Source organism: Polyangium sp. y55x31, from assembly GCF_029946505.1.
Taxonomy (GTDB): Bacteria; Myxococcota_A; Polyangia; order Polyangiales; family Polyangiaceae; genus Polyangium.
The window spans coordinates 58628-74431 of the sequence record NZ_JARZHG010000021.1 but is presented as its reverse complement, the minus strand read 5'-3'; the positions used below and the strand labels follow the sequence as shown (position 1 = coordinate 74431).

Sequence of the window (15804 nt, the reverse complement as noted above, 5' to 3'; positions counted from 1 at the left end):
GAGCCCGATCGCGTCCATGGCCCGCCTGATTCAGCACATCGTCGAACCCCCGCGCGCCTGCTCGTACATCCCGCCGGTGCGCGCCTCGCTCGAACATCACATCTTGCTCGACGTCGATCCCGAAGAGCTCGACACCCTGCTCGAGCGAGGCATCCGCCGCTTCGGCCCCGATTACTTCCGCCCCGTGTGCCCGTCCTGCGCGGAGTGCGTCCCGACGCGTATCCTCGCGAGCGAGTTCAAGCTGAGCCGCAGCCAGCGACGCGCGCGCAATCGCGGCGCGGAGTTTCGTGTCGTGGTCGGGCCGCCGCGCGTGGATGCGGATCGGATCGCCCTCTATCACACCTGGCACGCCGACCGGGAGCAGGCGCGGGAATGGACGCCGGGCAAGCTGACCTCGCGGGATTATTTCTATCAATTCGCGTTCCCGCACCCGTCCGCGCGCGAGGTCGCGTATTACGACGACGAGGCGGGCGGGCGCCTCGTGGCGATCGGCATCTGCGACGAGACGCCGCGCGCCTGGAGCGCGGTGTATTGTTTTTACGATCCCGCCTATGCCTGGCGCTCGCCCGGCGTGGGCAACGTGCTCACGCTCGTGGAGATCGCCCGCAGGCAGGGCAAACCTTGGGTCTATCTCGGATATCGCGTCGCGGGCTGCCCGTCCTTGCGTTACAAGGCGGCGTTCCACCCGCAGGAGATCCTGCCCCGTTTGCCCGCGGACGGAGAGCCGCCGCGCTGGACGCGGGCGGCCGAGGAATGAACGCCTCGCATCACGGATAGGGATGCGCTGCGGGATCGGGCCGCGGCGGGAACGTCTTGCGCGTCAAGGGATCGGCGACCGTGAGCGAGACGAGCAGCGCGATGAACAGGAACGTCAAAATGACGATGAGCCTGTTCGCGAAGCGCTGCTCGACGAGGTGCATGAAGATGAACAGCACGATGAGCGTCTTCGCGACCGAGATCGAGAGCGCGATGAGGAGCTCCACTTCGCCGAGGCCGAGGCGCGAGGTTCCGAACGACAGGAACGTCAGCACGAGCAGGGCGATCCACGAGCCGATGAGCTTGGGAGTGGTGACGTGCGCGCTGATCATGTCGTCGCCTCAATCCGTGAGGTAGAAGAGGGGCCAGAGGAAAATCCAGACGACGTCGACGAGGTGCCAATAAAGGCCGACGTTCTCGACGGCGACGAACCGATGGGTGCCGTATCTCCCCTTCAAGCAGAGCACGGCCACCGCGGCGAGCATGATCATGCCGGCGATCACGTGCAGGCCGTGCAGGGCCGTCATGAACCAGTAGAGCGTGATCCCGAGGACCACGCCGGCCGGCGGCTGCTCCACGAACGAGTACATCCCGCCGGGGAGCGCATTCTCGTGGATGTGGTGGGCGTACTCGATGCCCTTGACCACGAGGAAGACGCCGCCGAACAAGGTCGACAGGGCGAAGAGCGCCGCCGTGAGGCGAGTTTTCCCCTCGCGAACGAAATGGACCCCGAGGGCCACCGTGAAGCTCGACGTGATGAGCACGACCGTGTTCGTCGTCCCGAGCGCCACGCTGTTGTGGTGGAGCGCCTGGACGAACTCGGACGGGTACATCCCGCGGTAATACGCGTACACGGCGAACAGGGCCCCGAAGAGCAGCGTCTCGCTGCCCAGGAACATCCACATCCCGAGCCGCGCGGCGTGGTCCTGCTTCTCGAGGGTCTCGAATTGCTCAGCGAGCCTTTGCGCGCTCACGGGCCACCTCCTCGGAGAGCGTGTATTCGTAGGCCGAACGTTCGATCTCGGGCGTCTCCTCGAAGTTGTGCTTCGACGGCGGGGACGCGGTGATCCACTCGAAGCTGCGTGATCCCCAGGGGTTCGGCCCGGCGCGCTTGCCCCATTTCAGCGCGACGAGGAGGTTGCCGAGCGCGAGGATGAGCCCCGCCCCGAGCAGCCACGCGCCGCCCGTCGAGAGCACGTTGAGCCACTGGTATCGCTCGGGATACGTGAAATACCGCCGCGGCATGCCGCCGTTGCCCAGGAGGAACTGCGGCAGGAACGTGAACACGAACCCGATGAACACGGCGACCGAGGTCAAGAGGCCGACGCGCTCGTCGTAGAGCCGACCGAACATCTTGGGGAACCAGTAATGCGCGGCCGCGAGGAACGCCGTCAGGGTCCCGCCGACCATGATGAAGTGGAAGTGCGCGACGACGAAATACGTGTCGTGCCAGTGCACGTCGAGCGATTGCGTCGCCACGGCCACGCCCGTCATCCCGCCGAAGACGAACAGGAAGAGGAACCACAGGAAATACAGCATCGGCGTGGCGAAGCTGATCGAGCCGCCGCGGAGCGTCGCGACCCAGGTGAAGACCTTGATGGCCGAGAAGATCGCGACGAACATCGAGAGCGCGCCGAAGACGCCCGCGTCGAATTCGCTGAGGCCCGCCACGAACATGTGGTGACCCCAGGTGAAGAACCCGACGAACGCGATCCCGAGCGACGAATACGCGATGGCGCGGTAGCTCGCCGGCTTGTTGTGCGAGAACGAGCAGACGACCTCGCTGATCACCCCGAACGCGGGGAGGATCATGATGTACACGGCCGGGTGCGAATAGAACCAGAAGAGGTGCTGGAAGAGCACCGGGTCGCCGCCGAACCGCGGATTGAAGAGGCTCAGGCCGAACGTGTGATCGATTGCGATGAGGAGGAGCGACATCCCGAGGACGGGCGTGGCGAAGAGGATGATGATGCTCGTCCCGTAGGACGCCCACACGAAGAGAGGCATCCGGTGCCAGCTCAATCCCTTCGCCCGCAGCGTGTGCGTCGTGACGATGAAATTGACGGACGTCATGATCGACGAGATGCCGTTCACGAAAATGCCGATCCCCATCCAGGTGACGGCCGTCGGCGACGTCGTGCTGTAGGGCACGTAAAACGTCCAGCCCGTGTCCGCGCCGCCCGCGAGCATGGCCCCGAGCAGGATGATCGCGCTGAGGACGTAGACGTAGAAGCTCGCGAGGTTGACGCGCGGGAACGCGAGATCCTTGGCCCCGAGCATGATCGGCAGGACGAAATTGCCGAAGACCGTCGGAATGGCCGGGATCATGAACAACCAGACCATGGTGATGCCATGGAGCGTGAACATCTGGTTGTACGTATTCGCGTCGATGAACGTCTGCTCGGGCGTGAGCAGCTCCGTGCGGAGCACGAGGGCGAAGGTGCCGCCGAGCCCCAGAAAGAGGATCACGCCCACGTAGAACATCAGGGCGATGCGCTTGTGGTCCTTCGTGAGGAGCCACGAGCGCAGGCCGCTGTCCGCACGCAGATAATCCGGATGCTCCGCGCCGACGCCGAGCGCTCCCGGCCTGGTATCGGCGTCGATGGTCGCTTGGCTCATTGCCCCCCCTCCCGCGTCTCCGGAATGGTGACCGTGCCCCAGGGCGCCTGCGCGCCGGGCTTCGGGCGCACGTCACGCAGGCTCTTCATGAGCTCGATGATGGCGCTCGTGTCGGCCGGGCGAATCAGGCCGAGGTAGCTCGGCATGATGCGCTGATAGCCCGCGTGAATGCGCGCGAGCGGATCCATCATCGACTCGGTGATGTACGCCTCGTCGACCTTCACACGGCTCCCGTCTTCGAGCGGGACCGTGGAGCCATAGAGGCCCGCCCAGGTCGGACCGAGGTGCGGCGTGCCGTCGAGGGTATGGCAGCGCAGGCAGCCTTGCTCGGCCGCGGCGCGTTCGCCCTGACGAACCATGTTCACGGGCTCCGGCGGCTCGTACTCCGTGACGACGGACGGGCGCAGGTCGAGCGGGCCCGCCACGGCCGGCCCCGGCGATTTGCCTTGCTGCCAGCGCTCGTATTCCTCGGGCGAGAGCGCGATGATCTCGCCGCGCATGGTCGAGTGGCTGACGCCGCAATACTCCGTGCAGAAGATGTCGTGCCTGCCCGGCTCCTTCACCTCGAACCAGAGCGTGGTGAGGCGCCCCGGGACCACGTCCTCCTTCAGCCGGAAATCCGGGACGAAGAAGCTGTGTATGACGTCGCGCGAGGTGAGGATCAGCTTCACGGGCCGCCCGGCGGGGACGTACAGCGTCGAGATGGAGTTCGCGCCTTGCGGATACGCGAATTTCCACATCCATTGCTTGCCCGTGACGTAGATCTCGAGCGCGTTCTCGGGCGGGACGCGGATGGCCATGAATTGCCAGAATCCGATCACCCACCACATGATGAACATGCCGAAGAGGCCGAGCACGACCACGGCTTCGAGCCAGATGGCCGGCGTCGTCCCGAGCATGCGGCGCGACGGGTCCTTCTGGACGGCCGTGCGTCGATAGCGGAACAAGAACCAGCCGCCGATGAGGGTCACCAGCAAGGCGCCCCCCATCGTCATGATGATGACGAAATAATGGAGCTTGTCGATCGCCTCGGCGATGGTGGACGCCTGCCGCGGCAGAAACAGGATCGTACGGAGCAGATCGTTCATCGGGGTTCCCCCCCTCGTCCCCGGCGCCGATCCCGGCGCCACAACATGCCCAGGGTCGTTCCGACCGTGCACAGAATCAGGAGCGATCCAATGCGGAGAAACCCTGTGATGTACGGCCCGTACCTTCGTGTCGCCGGGTCGTAGCGATAACAGGTGACGAGCACGCGATCGACGATCGTGCCGACCTTGCCCGCCGCGGCCTCGACCAGGGCGAGCCGCAAATCCCGCGCGGAGGGCTCGAGCCCGTAGAGGTACCGCGAGATGCGCCCGTCCGGCGCGAGCACCGTGACGACCGCCGGATGCGCATATTGCTCGGTCGTGGAATCGTAGCCATAACGGAAGCCCACGGCGTCCGCCACGGCGCGCGACGCCTCGGCCGTCCCCACGAGGAACCGCAAGCTCCCGGGCTTCGCGCCGAGCTTCTCGGCGAGCGCGTCCCTGCGTTTCGCGGCGTCGGTCGGAGTATCCTCCGGATCGATGCTGACCGTGACGAGCCGATAATCCTCGCCCGGCGTATACCCCGCCTCCGAAAGGCCCCTCGAAACGCCCGTGAGCAAGAGCGGGCAGAGCATCGGGCAGCGGTAATAAGCGAGCACGAGGACCACGGGGATGTCGCCCCTGAGGAGCTCGCCCGTCTTCACCTCTTCGCCGCGCTCGCCGCGCAGGACGATATCGCGCGGGACGTAGCCGCCGAGGCGCTCGTCGACGTCCGCCTGCCTTGCCGCCATGGGGAGCGCGCGTGTCTCCTCCGCGGCGGCGACCGGCGCGCCCGCGAGCATCATGGAGAGGGCCAAAGCCCAGCCGAATCGTCTCACCAAGAGCTCCCCCTGACGCCGCGCCCCGAAGGGCGCGGCGTTCCTTCGATGCCCCTACCGACCCGCGCCGCTCACGACGAGGTCCATGGCCACGTCAATCGGGACGCGCACCTTCGCGCGGTCCTCGCCGACCCATTCGAATTGCTCGATCGATTGACGTTTCGTGAGCTCGACGATCTGCCCCCGCCCGAGGTTCGAGAAGAGCTCCTCGTGGACGTTCGAGCGCTCTTCGATCGGGCCGAGGTGCATCTCGGGATAGACCCCCGAGGGCCGGAGCGCGGCCTCGCGCGATCGTTGAATGCCGTAGGAGACCCCCGTGAGCACGAGGGCGAACCCGATGGAACCAAGGACCGCGTACATGATCAGGCGCGGCGGGAGGACGTCCTCTTCCTGCTGGACGATTCCGTGGCGCTTTTCGTGCTCGGGGTGGCTCATGTTCAAACGCTCCCGTACCGGAATGCATCCTCGAGCGAGGGGTCGTTTTTCGGGACGATCGGGCGGCCGCGCAGGCGGAACGTGCCGAACGCGAGCGCGGCCCCGCCGACGCAGACGAGCGCGGCAACGTCGAGCCAGTGCACGATGGGCCCCCTGGTGCGCACGGAGGGCATGACGAGCCATTCCATGTCGACCCAGTGCATGAAGAGGATCCAGATCGCGATCGGCGCGAGCGTGCTCGGCTGCTGCTTGATCCGATAGGGCAAGAGCGCGAAGAACGGAACGACGAACCGGCCAGCCGCGACGAGGATGCTGAGCGATGCGAATTCCTTCATGCGTGGCGCATAAAACGACGCTTCGTGGGGCTTGTTCACGATCCAGATCAAGAAGAACTGGAAGAACGCGATGTACGCCCAGAAGATCGTGAAGGAGAGCAGGAGCCGGCCGAGCGCGTAATAATGGGAGCTGCCGACCCGGGTGAGCATTCCCGCGCGCTGCAAGCCGTAGGTCGCGAGCACGAGGAACGCGAGCGCGCCGAGGAAGCCGCCGGCGAACCAGTACACCCCGAACATGGTCGAATACCAGGCGGGGGTCAGGGACATGAGCCAGTCGACGCCCGCGAACGTGAACGCGAGCGCGACCGGAGGCAACCCGAGCGCCGAGAGGGCGCGGAACCGCGGTTTGTCCGTGGCGGCCGGGGCCCAGTCCCCGCGCAGCGACCAGCGCCGGAGGAAATACGAGATGCCGAGCCAGACGCCGAAATACAGGAACGCGCGCACGAAGAACGAGGACGTGTTCAGGTACGGCAGCTTGTGCTCGACGAGCCGCTGGACCTCGTGATCCGGAATCGTCGACGGCGACGTCCAGGGATAGATCGTGGACACGGAGACGGCGATGGGGATGAATCCGATCACCGCGAGCGGCAGGACGCCCGTGACGCCCTCGAGGACGCGGCGGAGGGCGACGGGCCATTTCGCGTCCATCGCGTGGACGATCATCAGGAAGATGAGCCCACCGACGAGCAGGGAGACGAGCCACGCATAGGCCGAGAGGTAGGCATAGAATGCGTCTCGGCCGTGGGCGACGCCGCCCACGACGAGCGCGATGCCGCCGACGAGGAAGGCGAGGACGCCCACGACGATGAGCCGGCCTCCTCCGGTGAAAATGCTGGGTTCGGGGTTCATCGAAGCTCCTCCTGCATCCGCACGCGGACGGGCTCGGGCAAGGTGCCAACGGCGACGCCTTCATTGCGAAGCTGGAGCGCGCGCACGTAGGCGACGACGGACCAGCGCTCCTCGACGCCGAGATCGTGGCCATAGGTGGGCATGAGCCCGTAGCCCTGAGAAATGGCCTGGTAGATGCGTCCCGCGGGGTAATCGAGGACCGGCGCGGTGACGAGGCTCGGGGGTTTGCGCAGCTCCATGTTGTGCGCGACGACGCTCACGCCGTCGCCGCCCACGCCGTGGCAGGGCGCGCAGAAGACCTCGAAGCGCTTCCGGCCGTCGTTCAGCATGGGCCGCGAGAGCGGCACCGGAATGGCCTCGACGAATTTGCCGTCCACCACTCCGTTCATCAGCTCCGGCGGCCCGAGCAAACGATCATGCGGGACCGTGCCCTCGGGAGGCTCGCGCATGGCGCGGCGATCCTCGAAGAACGGGGCCTCCTCGTAATACTCGAAATGCGCCTGGTTCACCATACGCTCGAAATCCATCTCGGGGCCCGAGTTCTTGCAGCTCGCGAGCAGCGGGCCGGCGGCGAGGACGAGCGGGAGGGCGGCAATGGGCTTCACGACTCCTCTCCCTCCGTTCGCTCGAGCCGTTCGTCGAGCTCGGCGTCCGTCGCCGGGTGCACCCCGAGCGGCTCGACGCGGCTCGCGCCGAGCTCCGTGAGCCTCTGCGCGGTCGCCTCGCGGTCGAAGGCGGGATCGAGGTCGGAGACGGCCAGGAAAAACTTGTCGATGCTGGCGCGTTCGAAGCCCGGTACTTCGAAGATCGGCTGCCACAGGGACGGCAAGCCCGACCAGATCGCGAGGATGATGCAGGCCGCGAGCGCCGAGAAGAGCACGGCCATCTCGAACGTGGCCGGGACGAACGCGGGCGGCGCGTGCGCGGGCCTGCCGCCGGCGTTCAGAGGATAATCGACGCCGTTCGTCCACCATTGCACGAGGTAGGCGCCCGCGGCCGCCGCGATGGCAAACGGGAAGACCGCGAATCCGATGCGAGACCGCCCGCGCCCGATGGCCCGTTCGAGGTCGAGGAGGGGGTACGGCGTGTACCCTTCGAGCCTGCGATAGCCGGATTTGCGGAGCTCGTGGGCCGCCCGGATGATCTCCTCGGGCGTGTCGAACGCGCCCACGATCCCGCGCTGTTGCGTCCTCCGCATTTCAGTGTTCCTCCTCGTGCGAGAGCTCGTGCTTGAGCTCCTTCACCTCGGCGAGCGGAACGAACGGGACGAACCGCAAGAAGAGCAGGAAGAGCAGCAGGAAGAAACCCATCGTGCCGAGGAAGATCGACCAGTCGACGTACGTCGGGACGAACACGTCCCAGGCCGAGGGCAGGTAATCGCGCTGCAGGCCCATGACGATGATCACGAAGCGCTCGGCCCACATGCCGACGTTGACGAGGAGCGAGACGAACCAGAGCACGGCGAGGCTATGGCGCGCCTTCCGGAACCAGAAGACCTGCGGGATGACCGCGTTGCAGATCATCATCATCCAGAAGATCCAGGCCCAGGGTCCGAAGGGCCGCGCCTCGAAGAACTGGAAGATCTCGTATTCGTCGCCGCTGTACCACGCCATGAAGAATTCGAGGATGTACGAGTAGGTGACGACCCAGCTCGTCACGAGGACCATCTTGGCGAGGTTGTCGAGGTGCCTCTTCGTGATGACGTTCTGCAGCCGGAACAGGCTGCGCACCGGGATCACCAGGGTGAGCACCATGGCAAACCCCGAGAAGATCGCGCCGGCGACGAAGAACGGCGGGAAGATGGTGGAGTGCCAGCCGGGCACGAGCGTGATCGCGAAGTCCGAGCTCACGATCGAGTGCACGGAGAGCACGAGCGGCGTCGAGAGGCCCGCGAGCAGACCATACACGACGCGGTAATGGCGGTAGGAGCTCGACGCGCCGGTGAACCCGAGCGCGAAGATGCCGTAAATGAATCGCTTCGCCCGTGTAGGCGCGCGATCCCGCATGGCCGCGAGATCCGGGATGAGGCCCGTGTACCAGAAGACGAGCGAGACCGTGAAATAGGTCGAGATAGCCGCCGCGTCCCAGGGGAGCGCGCTCTTGAATTGCGGCCAGACGCCCATCGTGGCGGGGTACGGGAAGATCCAGTAGGCGAACCACGGCCGCCCGAGGTGGAGGACCGGGAACATCGCGGCCTGGAGGATGGCGAAGAGCGTCATCGCCTCGGCGAAGCGGTTGATGCTCGTGCGCCATTTCTGCTCGAAGAGCAGGAGCACGGCCGAGATGAAGGTGCCTGCGTGGCCGATACCGACCCACCAGACGAAATTGATGATGCCGAAGCCCCAGGCGACCGGGATGTTGTTTCCCCACATCCCGATGCCGTACATCACGGTGAGCGTGATCCCGATGAACAGGGACAACGTGCCGAGGATGGCGACGAGGAAGCCGATTTTCCCGAGCCTTCTCCACGGCCGCCAGGCGGTCGAGAGGAGCTGGTCGGAGAGCTCGGCGTCCGTCGGGCGCCCGATGAAGACCGGCTCCGTGGCCATATCAACCCACCTCCGGGTTCGGGTTCTTGATCAGGGCGAGGTATTGAATGCGCGGACGCGTGCCGAGCTCGTGCAGGACGCCGAAGCTGCGCGGCTCCTCGCGCCAGCGGACCATGTCGGTCTCCTTGTGCGCGAGCGAGCCGAACCGGATGGCGCTCGTCGGACAGGCCTGGGCGCAGGCCGTCGTGACCTCGCCCGGGCGAATGGCGCGGCGCTCGATGCTGGCGTCGATCTCGGCGCGCCGGATGCGCTGCACGCAGAACGTGCACTTCTCCATCACGCCACGCTCGCGGACGGTGACGTCGGGGTTTTTCTGGAGCGTACGGATGTCGCCGTTGAATTCGGGCTTCTCCTCCATCCAGTCGAACCAGTTGAACCGCCGCACCTTGTAGGGGCAGTTGTTCGAGCAGAACCGCGTGCCGATGCAGCGGTTGTAGACCATTTCGTTGAGCCCGTCGGGGCTGTGGACGGTGGCGTTCACCGGGCAGACGTACTCGCACGGCGCCTTTTCGCAGTGCTGGCATAGCATGGGCTGGTGCACGACCTCCGGCGTGTCGACCTCGCCCGTGTGATAGGTGTCGATGCGGAGCCAATGCATTTCGCGGCTCCGGAGGACGCCCGCCTTGCCGACGACGGGGATGTTGTTCTCGGCCTGGCAGGCGACGACGCACGCGCTGCACCCCGTGCAGATCGACATGTCGATGCTCATCGCCCACTGCTCGCCCGTGTAATCGACCGCGGGCAGGATCGAGAGCACGGGGCCCTTCTGCTCGCGGGTGAACCCCGGTTTGTCGCGGTATGCTTCGAGCGTCGCGGACAGCGCGATCGGCCGGTCGTGGAGCTCCCAGTGTTTTTGGGTCTGCGCGAGGGCGTGCTTCTCGCCCGTGGGCCGCACGGACGCGCCGTCGAGGAACGAGCGGCCCTGACGGCGGAGCGGCTGGACGTTTGTCCCGACGCCTTCGGCGACGGGCAACGCCGCCCCCCGGCCATAGCCGAGGCGCAAGGAGATCGCCCGGTCGGCATGGCCCGCCATGACGAACGCCGGCAAGACCACGGTCGTGGCCGGCGGAGGGCTCGTCGTGACCGCGGGCACGGCATTATCGAACCCTGGCAGCGTGATCTCGATGAGGTCTCCGTTCATGACCCCGAGCTCGCTCGCCGTGCGGATGCTGATTACGGCCGCATTGTCCCAGGTGATCTTGGTCGTGGGATCGGGCAGCTCCTGGAGCCACGGATTGTTCGCGAAGCGGCCGTCGTGAACCTTGGAATCGTAGTAGAACCCGAGCTCGTAACGATCGGGCGCGGGGGCGGGCGCGGCGGCGAGGGTCGCGAGGGCCGCCACAATGCCGGGCGCCGCGAGATCGGCTCGGACCACCGGGGCCTCGGAGCCGGGCAAAAAGCCACGCCGCAGGGTCGCCTCCCAGCGCGCCTCGAAATCGGTCTCGCCCAGCATCGTCCGCCATTGCTCGCGCACGAGGGCGTGCGCGCTCGGATACGTGGTGCCGAGCAAGGTCGCGAGGATCTCGGCGTCGGTGCGGCCGCCGAAGAGCGGGCGGATGAGCGGCTGCACGACGGACGCGGTGCCGTCCCCCGCGCGGCCGTCGCCCCAGGCTTCGAGGTAATGTGTCTCCGGGACGAACCACGTCGTCCGCGCGCCGGTCTCGTCCGCGTAGAGGCCGAGGTAAAAGCTCTGGCGGACGCTGCCGAGCGCCCCGGCGAAATCGAGACCGCCCGGCGCGGTGTACACGGGGTTGCCCCCCAGGATGACGAGCGTGTCGACGGCGCCGACGCGCATTTCGGCGACGAGCGCCGCGAGATCCTGCCCGGCCGTGCCCGGATTCCAGAGAATGGGGTCGGTCATGGAGACGGTGGAGCCGACGGCGCCGAGGACGGAGTTCACGAGCGCGCCGAGGGCGTGCACGTGCGCCGGTTGCCGGTCGCCGACGACGACGAGGCCGCCATTCCCCGCGCGGACGAGGTCCCTCGCAATGGCGCCGACGAGGGCGCGCTCTTCGCGGCCGAGGAACGGGCGGAGCGCCACGACGATATCGGGCGAGACGGCCGAAGGCGGCTTGCCGCCGAGCAGGATCTCGGCCGCGAGGGCCGCGGCGAACGTGCCGATCTCGCTCGATCGCCGGCGGAGCTTGTGATCGGCGACGGTGCCCGTGCAGCTCGGCATGCTCTCGACGACGTAGAGCCGGTTCATCGTGGGGCTCGGCCAGCCCGGGCGGCGACGCTCGGCGAAATGGCGCGAATGCCGCAAATGCATGCCCTGCCCGTCGAGGAAGTCCGAGTCGAGCGAGACGACGACCGAGGCGTTCCGGAGGTCGAGCTGCGGCACGAGCGGGCGGCCGAAGGCAAGCGTGGCCCCTTGCGCGGCGGCGCCCGTCTCGAACGCCGAATGCACGGTGACGCGCGCGGCCGGATACGCCGCGAGGAGCCGGCCGAGCAGGCTCGCGAGGAGCGGCGAGGCCGTGGGCTCGATCAGAATGCGGAGCCCGGCGCCCCGATCGGTGCGCGGACGTGCGAGCTCCGTCGCGAGCGCATCCCACGACGCGAGCGCGCCTTTTTGCGTGATGGCCCGCGCGCGGTTTGGATCGTACAGGCCGAGGATGGACGCCTGCTCGAGGACGCCCGCCGCGCCGAGGCTGGCCGGATGGTCGGGGTTGCCCTCGATCTTGATGGGTCGCCCGTCGCGGCTCGCGACGAGCAGGCCCGTCGCGAGTCCGTCGAGGGTCATGCTCGTCGCGTAATACCTGGACAGACCCGGCGTGACCTCGGGCGGACGGTGGGTGTAGGGCAGGATCTTCTCGACGGGGTCCTTGACGCAACCCGTGACGCCCGCGAGCGCCATGCTGGCGCCGAGGAGCTTCATGAAGCTGCGGCGCGAGGGTTCGTCCGGACGCTCGTCCGCCCCCTCGGGAAACTCCCTTTGCCTGTCCTCGGGGCTCCCCTCGGAAACGAGCTCGGCGAGGCTGCGCCAGTAATCACGGCCCGTCTTGCCTGCGAGGATCCTCTCCCAGAGCGCGCGTACGTCGTTGCCCAAAGGTGCTCTCCTATCGATGGCAGGCGCTGCAGTTGGTGATACTTCGAACGCCGTATTCGCGGACCAGGTATGGCCCGAGGGTGCTTTGATCCGCGGCCTTCCAGGTCATGTCGGTGATCCGATCGAGCGGGCGGACGTGGCTCTCGGGCTGCCTGTGGCAATTGAGGCACCAGTTCATGCTCAGGTCGGCGACCTGATAGACGCGGCCCATCTCGTCGACGCGCCCGTGGCAACTGACGCACCCGATTCCCTTGTTCACGTGGATCGCGTGATTGAAGTAGACGAAATCGGGGACGTCGTGGACACGATTCCACGGGATGGGCAAACCCGAGAAGTAGCTCCGCCGGACGGGCTCGAGCATGGGGCTCTTGTTCCAGATCTGGTTGTGGCAACCCATGCAGAGGTCGGTCGAGGGAATGCCGGCCGTGGCGGATACCGTCGCCTCCTTGTGGCAATAGAGGCAATCGATACCGTCATCCTGTACGTGATGCCGGTGATCGAACTCGACGGGCTGGTCGATCGCGTCGAACTGCTTTCGCCAGTTCGGCGTGCGCACCCAGATCATGGGGGCGGCCACGAGCGTGATGGCACCACCGACGAGGCCGATCAGCCCGATCCGAAAGGCCGTATTGGTCCAGGGACGAAAGAGAGCCGCCATCCTCGTGCCTTCTCGGACGTCCGCACGGCGAGCGCGCCGCGGGCGCATCCAGCAGCATTCGATGGGAATCGGGGGGGCGGCGTTGCTGCTTTCCGGGGCGAACGAGCGGCCGGTGGAGAGGACGAGCAGGCTGGCAGGCGAGCGGAGAGGAGCGAAAAGGAGCGGCGGGACGAACGGACGGGCGCGGGGAAAACCCCTACGCGGATCAGCCGACGAGCGAGGGCCAGTCGGTGTGCACGGCGCCGAGCTCGGGTTTGTCGACGCGCTCGTAGGTATGGGCGCCGAAGTAATCGCGCTGGGCCTGGGTCAGGTTCTGCGGGAGGCGCTCCGAGCGATAGGTGTCGTAATAGGCGAGGCTCGACGAGAACGCGAGGCAAGGAATGCCGGCGCCCTGCGCGAACGCGATGGCCTTGCGGAAACCGGACTGTGATTTCGCCATCGCCTCGCGGAACCGATCGTCGAGGAGCAGGTTCGGCAGGTCGGGGCGCTTCGCGTAGGCCTCGCGAATGCCGCCCAAGAACTGGGCGCGAATGATGCAACCGCCCTTCCAGATACGCGCGATCTCGCCGAGCGGCAGGTCCCAGTGGAAGGTATCCGAGGCGGTGCGGAGCAGCGCCATGCCCTGCGCGTAGGAGCAGATCTTCGCGGCATAAAGCGCGTCGTGCACGGCCGAGACGATCTCCTCCTCGTCGCCCTGGAATACGCCGGCGCGGGGCCCTTCGAGGACCTTCGCGGCCTCGATTCGCTCATTTTTCTTGCCCGAGAGGAGGCGCGCCATGATGGCGGCGTCGATCGTGGGAATGGCGACGCCGAGGTCGAGCGCGACCTTGGACGTCCAGAGGCCCGTGCCCTTCTGCCCCGCCTTGTCCAGGATGAGGTCGACGAGCGGCGTGCCGGTCTCGGTGTCCTTTGCGCGGAAGATCTTGGCCGTGATTTCGATCAAGAACGAGGAGAGGACGCCCTCGTTCCAGCGCGCGAAGACCTCGGCGAGGCGATCGGCGGAGAAGCCGAGGCCACGATGGAGGATGTCGTACGCCTCGGCGATGAGCTGCATGTCGCCGTACTCGATGCCGTTGTGGACCATCTTCACGAAATGGCCCGAGCCGCCGGGGCCGATGTACGTGACGCACGGGCCGTCGTCGACCTTCGCCGCAATGGCCTCCCAGATCGGGCGAATCTCTTCGTACGCCGCGCGCTCGCCGCCGGGCATGAGCGAGGGGCCCCAGAGCGCGCCCTCTTCGCCGCCGGAGACGCCCGAGCCGAGGAAACGAATGCCCGACGCGCCGAGCTCGCGCTGGCGGCGCTCGGTGTCCTCGTACCAGGAATTGCCGCCGTCGATGATGATGTCGCCGGGCTCGAGGTACGGACGGATCTGGTCGACGGTCCAATCGACGGGCTGGCCCGCTTTCACGAGCAGGATGATCTTGCGCGGACGTTCCAGGAGACGCGCGAGCTCGGCGGGGTTGTGCGCGCCGAAGAAACGGAGGCCCTTCGCGCGCGTCGCGAGCAGGTGGTCCACCTTGTGGGGTTCGCGGTTGTAGACGGCGATGGGAAAACCATGCCGCTCGATGTTGAGGGCGAGGTTTTCTCCCATCACCCCGAGGCCGACGAGGCCGATCTTCGCTTGCGCCGCTTCCATGTCCTCCTCCGACTCCGGGTTCCCTCCCGGGCGGCGCTACTCTAGCAGGTCGCCCGGGAGGTGTCTCCGGCGGAGGACGGCGCCTCGCGGCGCGCGCTCGTCACATCCCGTCGCAGATCGGGGCGGCCGTGATGCAGGCGCTCGTCGCGAGGTCGCAGTCGTTGCTCTCGCACTCGTCGGGGCCCGTGCAGGCCTCGCCGTCGGCCTTCTTGGCCGTGCAAACGTTCGTCATGCTGTCGCAATACGAGTCCTTGCACCCGCCGAAGCCGCTGCACGCCTCGCCGATGGCCTTCAGCTCCTCGCACATGCTCGACGAGAAATTGCAGTAGCCGGTGGCGCAGTCGTCGTCGAAATCGCAGGCCGCTCCGGCCGCGCCGCGCGCCTGGCACTTGCCGAGCTCCGTATCGGTATCACCCACGCAAACGGAGTCGGCGCCCGCGCACTCGTCGTCGCCGCTGCAATCACTGCCGTCGGCCACCTTGCCCAGGAAGACGCTCTGGCATTCGGGGTCCGCCTCGAAAGGATCGCCGTTGATCGCGGTGCAGGATCCGTCGAGCTTGGCGAGACAGCTCGCCGCGAGATCTCCGTCGTAGTCCATCCGGCCCGCCCCGACGGCCTTCTTCAGGCGCGGGAGCACGAGCATGTCGTAAATGCCCTTGAAGACCTGCTTGCACTCGGCCTCGTTCTGAGGCTTGGGGTTGAGGCCCTCGAACGCTTTGTCCTGTTCGGCCGTCGTGCAACAGGAGTAGACCAGCCCGCAGTACAGATCGGCGGTCGCGGTGCCGACGTCGTCGATGGGGATGGAGGCGTCGCCGCCGCCGTTTCCGCCGCCGCCGCCGTTTCCGCCGCCGCCGTTTCCGCCGCCGGTCGTATTGTTCGTGTCGTCGCCGCAACCGATGAGGGAACCCGCGCCGGCGAGGGCCAGCACGATCAAGGAAGTCACAAAACGTTTCATGATTCGTCTCCTGCCCGGGGCCGAGTCCGGAGGGCCGGTCCCCCGGGCGACGAGGGCTAG

15 protein-coding genes are annotated in these 15804 nt (G+C 66.9%); 1 reads left to right on the top strand and 14 read right to left on the bottom strand.

Annotated elements, in window-relative coordinates:
• The first annotated feature begins 16 nt into the window (after nucleotides 1-16).
• Nucleotides 17-757 carry a GNAT family N-acetyltransferase gene (locus QHF84_RS30395; RefSeq protein ID WP_281316963.1) on the top strand — a complete coding sequence of 247 codons (741 nt, stop codon included), beginning with the start codon at nucleotides 17-19 and terminating at the stop codon, nucleotides 755-757.
• Between the two features lie 10 nt (nucleotides 758-767).
• Here QHF84_RS30395 and QHF84_RS30390 read toward each other — a convergent pair whose 3' ends face one another.
• The 14 genes from QHF84_RS30390 to QHF84_RS30325 all read right to left on the bottom strand — a co-directional run bounded on the left by QHF84_RS30390 (nucleotide 768) and on the right by QHF84_RS30325 (nucleotide 15744).
• A complete protein-coding gene (locus QHF84_RS30390) occupies nucleotides 768-1088 on the bottom strand; it encodes a cytochrome C oxidase subunit IV family protein (protein WP_281316962.1) in 321 nt (106 codons plus the stop codon).
• A gap of 9 nt (nucleotides 1089-1097) precedes the next feature.
• Nucleotides 1098-1730: a cytochrome c oxidase subunit 3 gene (locus QHF84_RS30385; protein ID WP_281316961.1), complete on the bottom strand. Its 633-nt coding sequence runs from the start codon at nucleotides 1728-1730 to the stop codon at nucleotides 1098-1100.
• Nucleotides 1708-3375, bottom strand: a complete 1668-nt coding sequence (locus QHF84_RS30380) for a cbb3-type cytochrome c oxidase subunit I (RefSeq protein WP_281316960.1) — start codon at nucleotides 3373-3375, stop codon at nucleotides 1708-1710. The genes QHF84_RS30385 and QHF84_RS30380 overlap by 23 nt, the downstream gene beginning before the upstream one ends.
• Complete coding sequence (gene coxB, locus QHF84_RS30375; protein ID WP_281316959.1) at nucleotides 3372-4463, bottom strand: cytochrome c oxidase subunit II; 1092 nt, start codon at nucleotides 4461-4463, stop codon at nucleotides 3372-3374. The genes QHF84_RS30380 and coxB overlap by 4 nt, the downstream gene beginning before the upstream one ends.
• Nucleotides 4460-5278: an SCO family protein gene (locus QHF84_RS30370; protein WP_281316958.1), complete on the bottom strand. Its 819-nt coding sequence runs from the start codon at nucleotides 5276-5278 to the stop codon at nucleotides 4460-4462. The genes coxB and QHF84_RS30370 overlap by 4 nt, the downstream gene beginning before the upstream one ends.
• A 54-nt stretch (nucleotides 5279-5332) precedes the next feature.
• A complete protein-coding gene (locus tag QHF84_RS30365) occupies nucleotides 5333-5713 on the bottom strand; it encodes a hypothetical protein (protein WP_281316957.1) in 381 nt (126 codons plus the stop codon).
• Between the two features lie 2 nt (nucleotides 5714-5715).
• Entirely contained in the window at nucleotides 5716-6897 is a 1182-nt protein-coding gene (locus QHF84_RS30360) for a hypothetical protein (RefSeq protein WP_281316956.1), read from the bottom strand.
• The gene (locus tag QHF84_RS30355; RefSeq protein WP_281316955.1) at nucleotides 6894-7502 is read right to left on the bottom strand and encodes a cytochrome c; all 609 of its coding nucleotides are present in this window, start codon (nucleotides 7500-7502) and stop codon (nucleotides 6894-6896) included. Before QHF84_RS30355 ends, QHF84_RS30360 begins: the two co-directional genes overlap by 4 nt.
• The gene (locus QHF84_RS30350; RefSeq protein ID WP_281316954.1) at nucleotides 7499-8095 is read right to left on the bottom strand and encodes a DUF3341 domain-containing protein; all 597 of its coding nucleotides are present in this window, start codon (nucleotides 8093-8095) and stop codon (nucleotides 7499-7501) included. The genes QHF84_RS30355 and QHF84_RS30350 overlap by 4 nt, the downstream gene beginning before the upstream one ends.
• 1 nt (nucleotide 8096) lies before the next feature.
• Nucleotides 8097-9446 (bottom strand): NrfD/PsrC family molybdoenzyme membrane anchor subunit, encoded by a 1350-nt coding sequence (gene nrfD, locus QHF84_RS30345; RefSeq protein WP_281316953.1) that lies wholly within the window; start codon nucleotides 9444-9446, stop codon nucleotides 8097-8099.
• Nucleotide 9447: 1 nt separating this feature from the next.
• On the bottom strand, nucleotides 9448-12492 hold the full coding sequence (locus QHF84_RS30340; RefSeq protein ID WP_281316952.1) for a TAT-variant-translocated molybdopterin oxidoreductase: 3045 nt from the start codon (nucleotides 12490-12492) through the stop codon (nucleotides 9448-9450).
• A 10-nt stretch (nucleotides 12493-12502) separates the two neighbouring features.
• The gene (locus QHF84_RS30335) at nucleotides 12503-13150 is read right to left on the bottom strand and encodes a cytochrome c3 family protein (RefSeq protein WP_281316951.1); all 648 of its coding nucleotides are present in this window, start codon (nucleotides 13148-13150) and stop codon (nucleotides 12503-12505) included.
• Nucleotides 13151-13355: 205 nt separating this feature from the next.
• A complete protein-coding gene (gnd, locus tag QHF84_RS30330; RefSeq protein WP_281316950.1) occupies nucleotides 13356-14789 on the bottom strand; it encodes a decarboxylating NADP(+)-dependent phosphogluconate dehydrogenase in 1434 nt (477 codons plus the stop codon).
• A gap of 100 nt (nucleotides 14790-14889) precedes the next feature.
• On the bottom strand, nucleotides 14890-15744 hold the full coding sequence (locus tag QHF84_RS30325) for a hypothetical protein (protein ID WP_281316949.1): 855 nt from the start codon (nucleotides 15742-15744) through the stop codon (nucleotides 14890-14892).
• Nucleotides 15745-15804 lie beyond the last annotated feature (60 nt).

Bases quoted from the DNA above. Each gene is read 5' to 3' on its own strand.
- QHF84_RS30360 (WP_281316956.1), bottom strand. From the start codon at position 6,897: ATGAACCCCGAACCCAGCATTTTCACCGGAGGAGGCCGGCTCATCGTC.
- QHF84_RS30395 (WP_281316963.1), top strand. From the start codon at position 17: ATGGCCCGCCTGATTCAGCACATCGTCGAACCCCCGCGCGCCTGCTCG.
- QHF84_RS30325 (WP_281316949.1), bottom strand. From the start codon at position 15,744: ATGAAACGTTTTGTGACTTCCTTGATCGTGCTGGCCCTCGCCGGCGCG.
- QHF84_RS30380 (WP_281316960.1), bottom strand. From the start codon at position 3,375: ATGAGCCAAGCGACCATCGACGCCGATACCAGGCCGGGAGCGCTCGGC.
- QHF84_RS30390 (WP_281316962.1), bottom strand. From the start codon at position 1,088: ATGATCAGCGCGCACGTCACCACTCCCAAGCTCATCGGCTCGTGGATC.
- nrfD (WP_281316953.1), bottom strand. From the start codon at position 9,446: ATGGCCACGGAGCCGGTCTTCATCGGGCGCCCGACGGACGCCGAGCTC.
- gnd (WP_281316950.1), bottom strand. From the start codon at position 14,789: ATGGAAGCGGCGCAAGCGAAGATCGGCCTCGTCGGCCTCGGGGTGATG.
- coxB (WP_281316959.1), bottom strand. From the start codon at position 4,463: ATGAACGATCTGCTCCGTACGATCCTGTTTCTGCCGCGGCAGGCGTCC.
- QHF84_RS30365 (WP_281316957.1), bottom strand. From the start codon at position 5,713: ATGAGCCACCCCGAGCACGAAAAGCGCCACGGAATCGTCCAGCAGGAA.
- QHF84_RS30335 (WP_281316951.1), bottom strand. From the start codon at position 13,150: ATGGCGGCTCTCTTTCGTCCCTGGACCAATACGGCCTTTCGGATCGGG.
- QHF84_RS30350 (WP_281316954.1), bottom strand. From the start codon at position 8,095: ATGCGGAGGACGCAACAGCGCGGGATCGTGGGCGCGTTCGACACGCCC.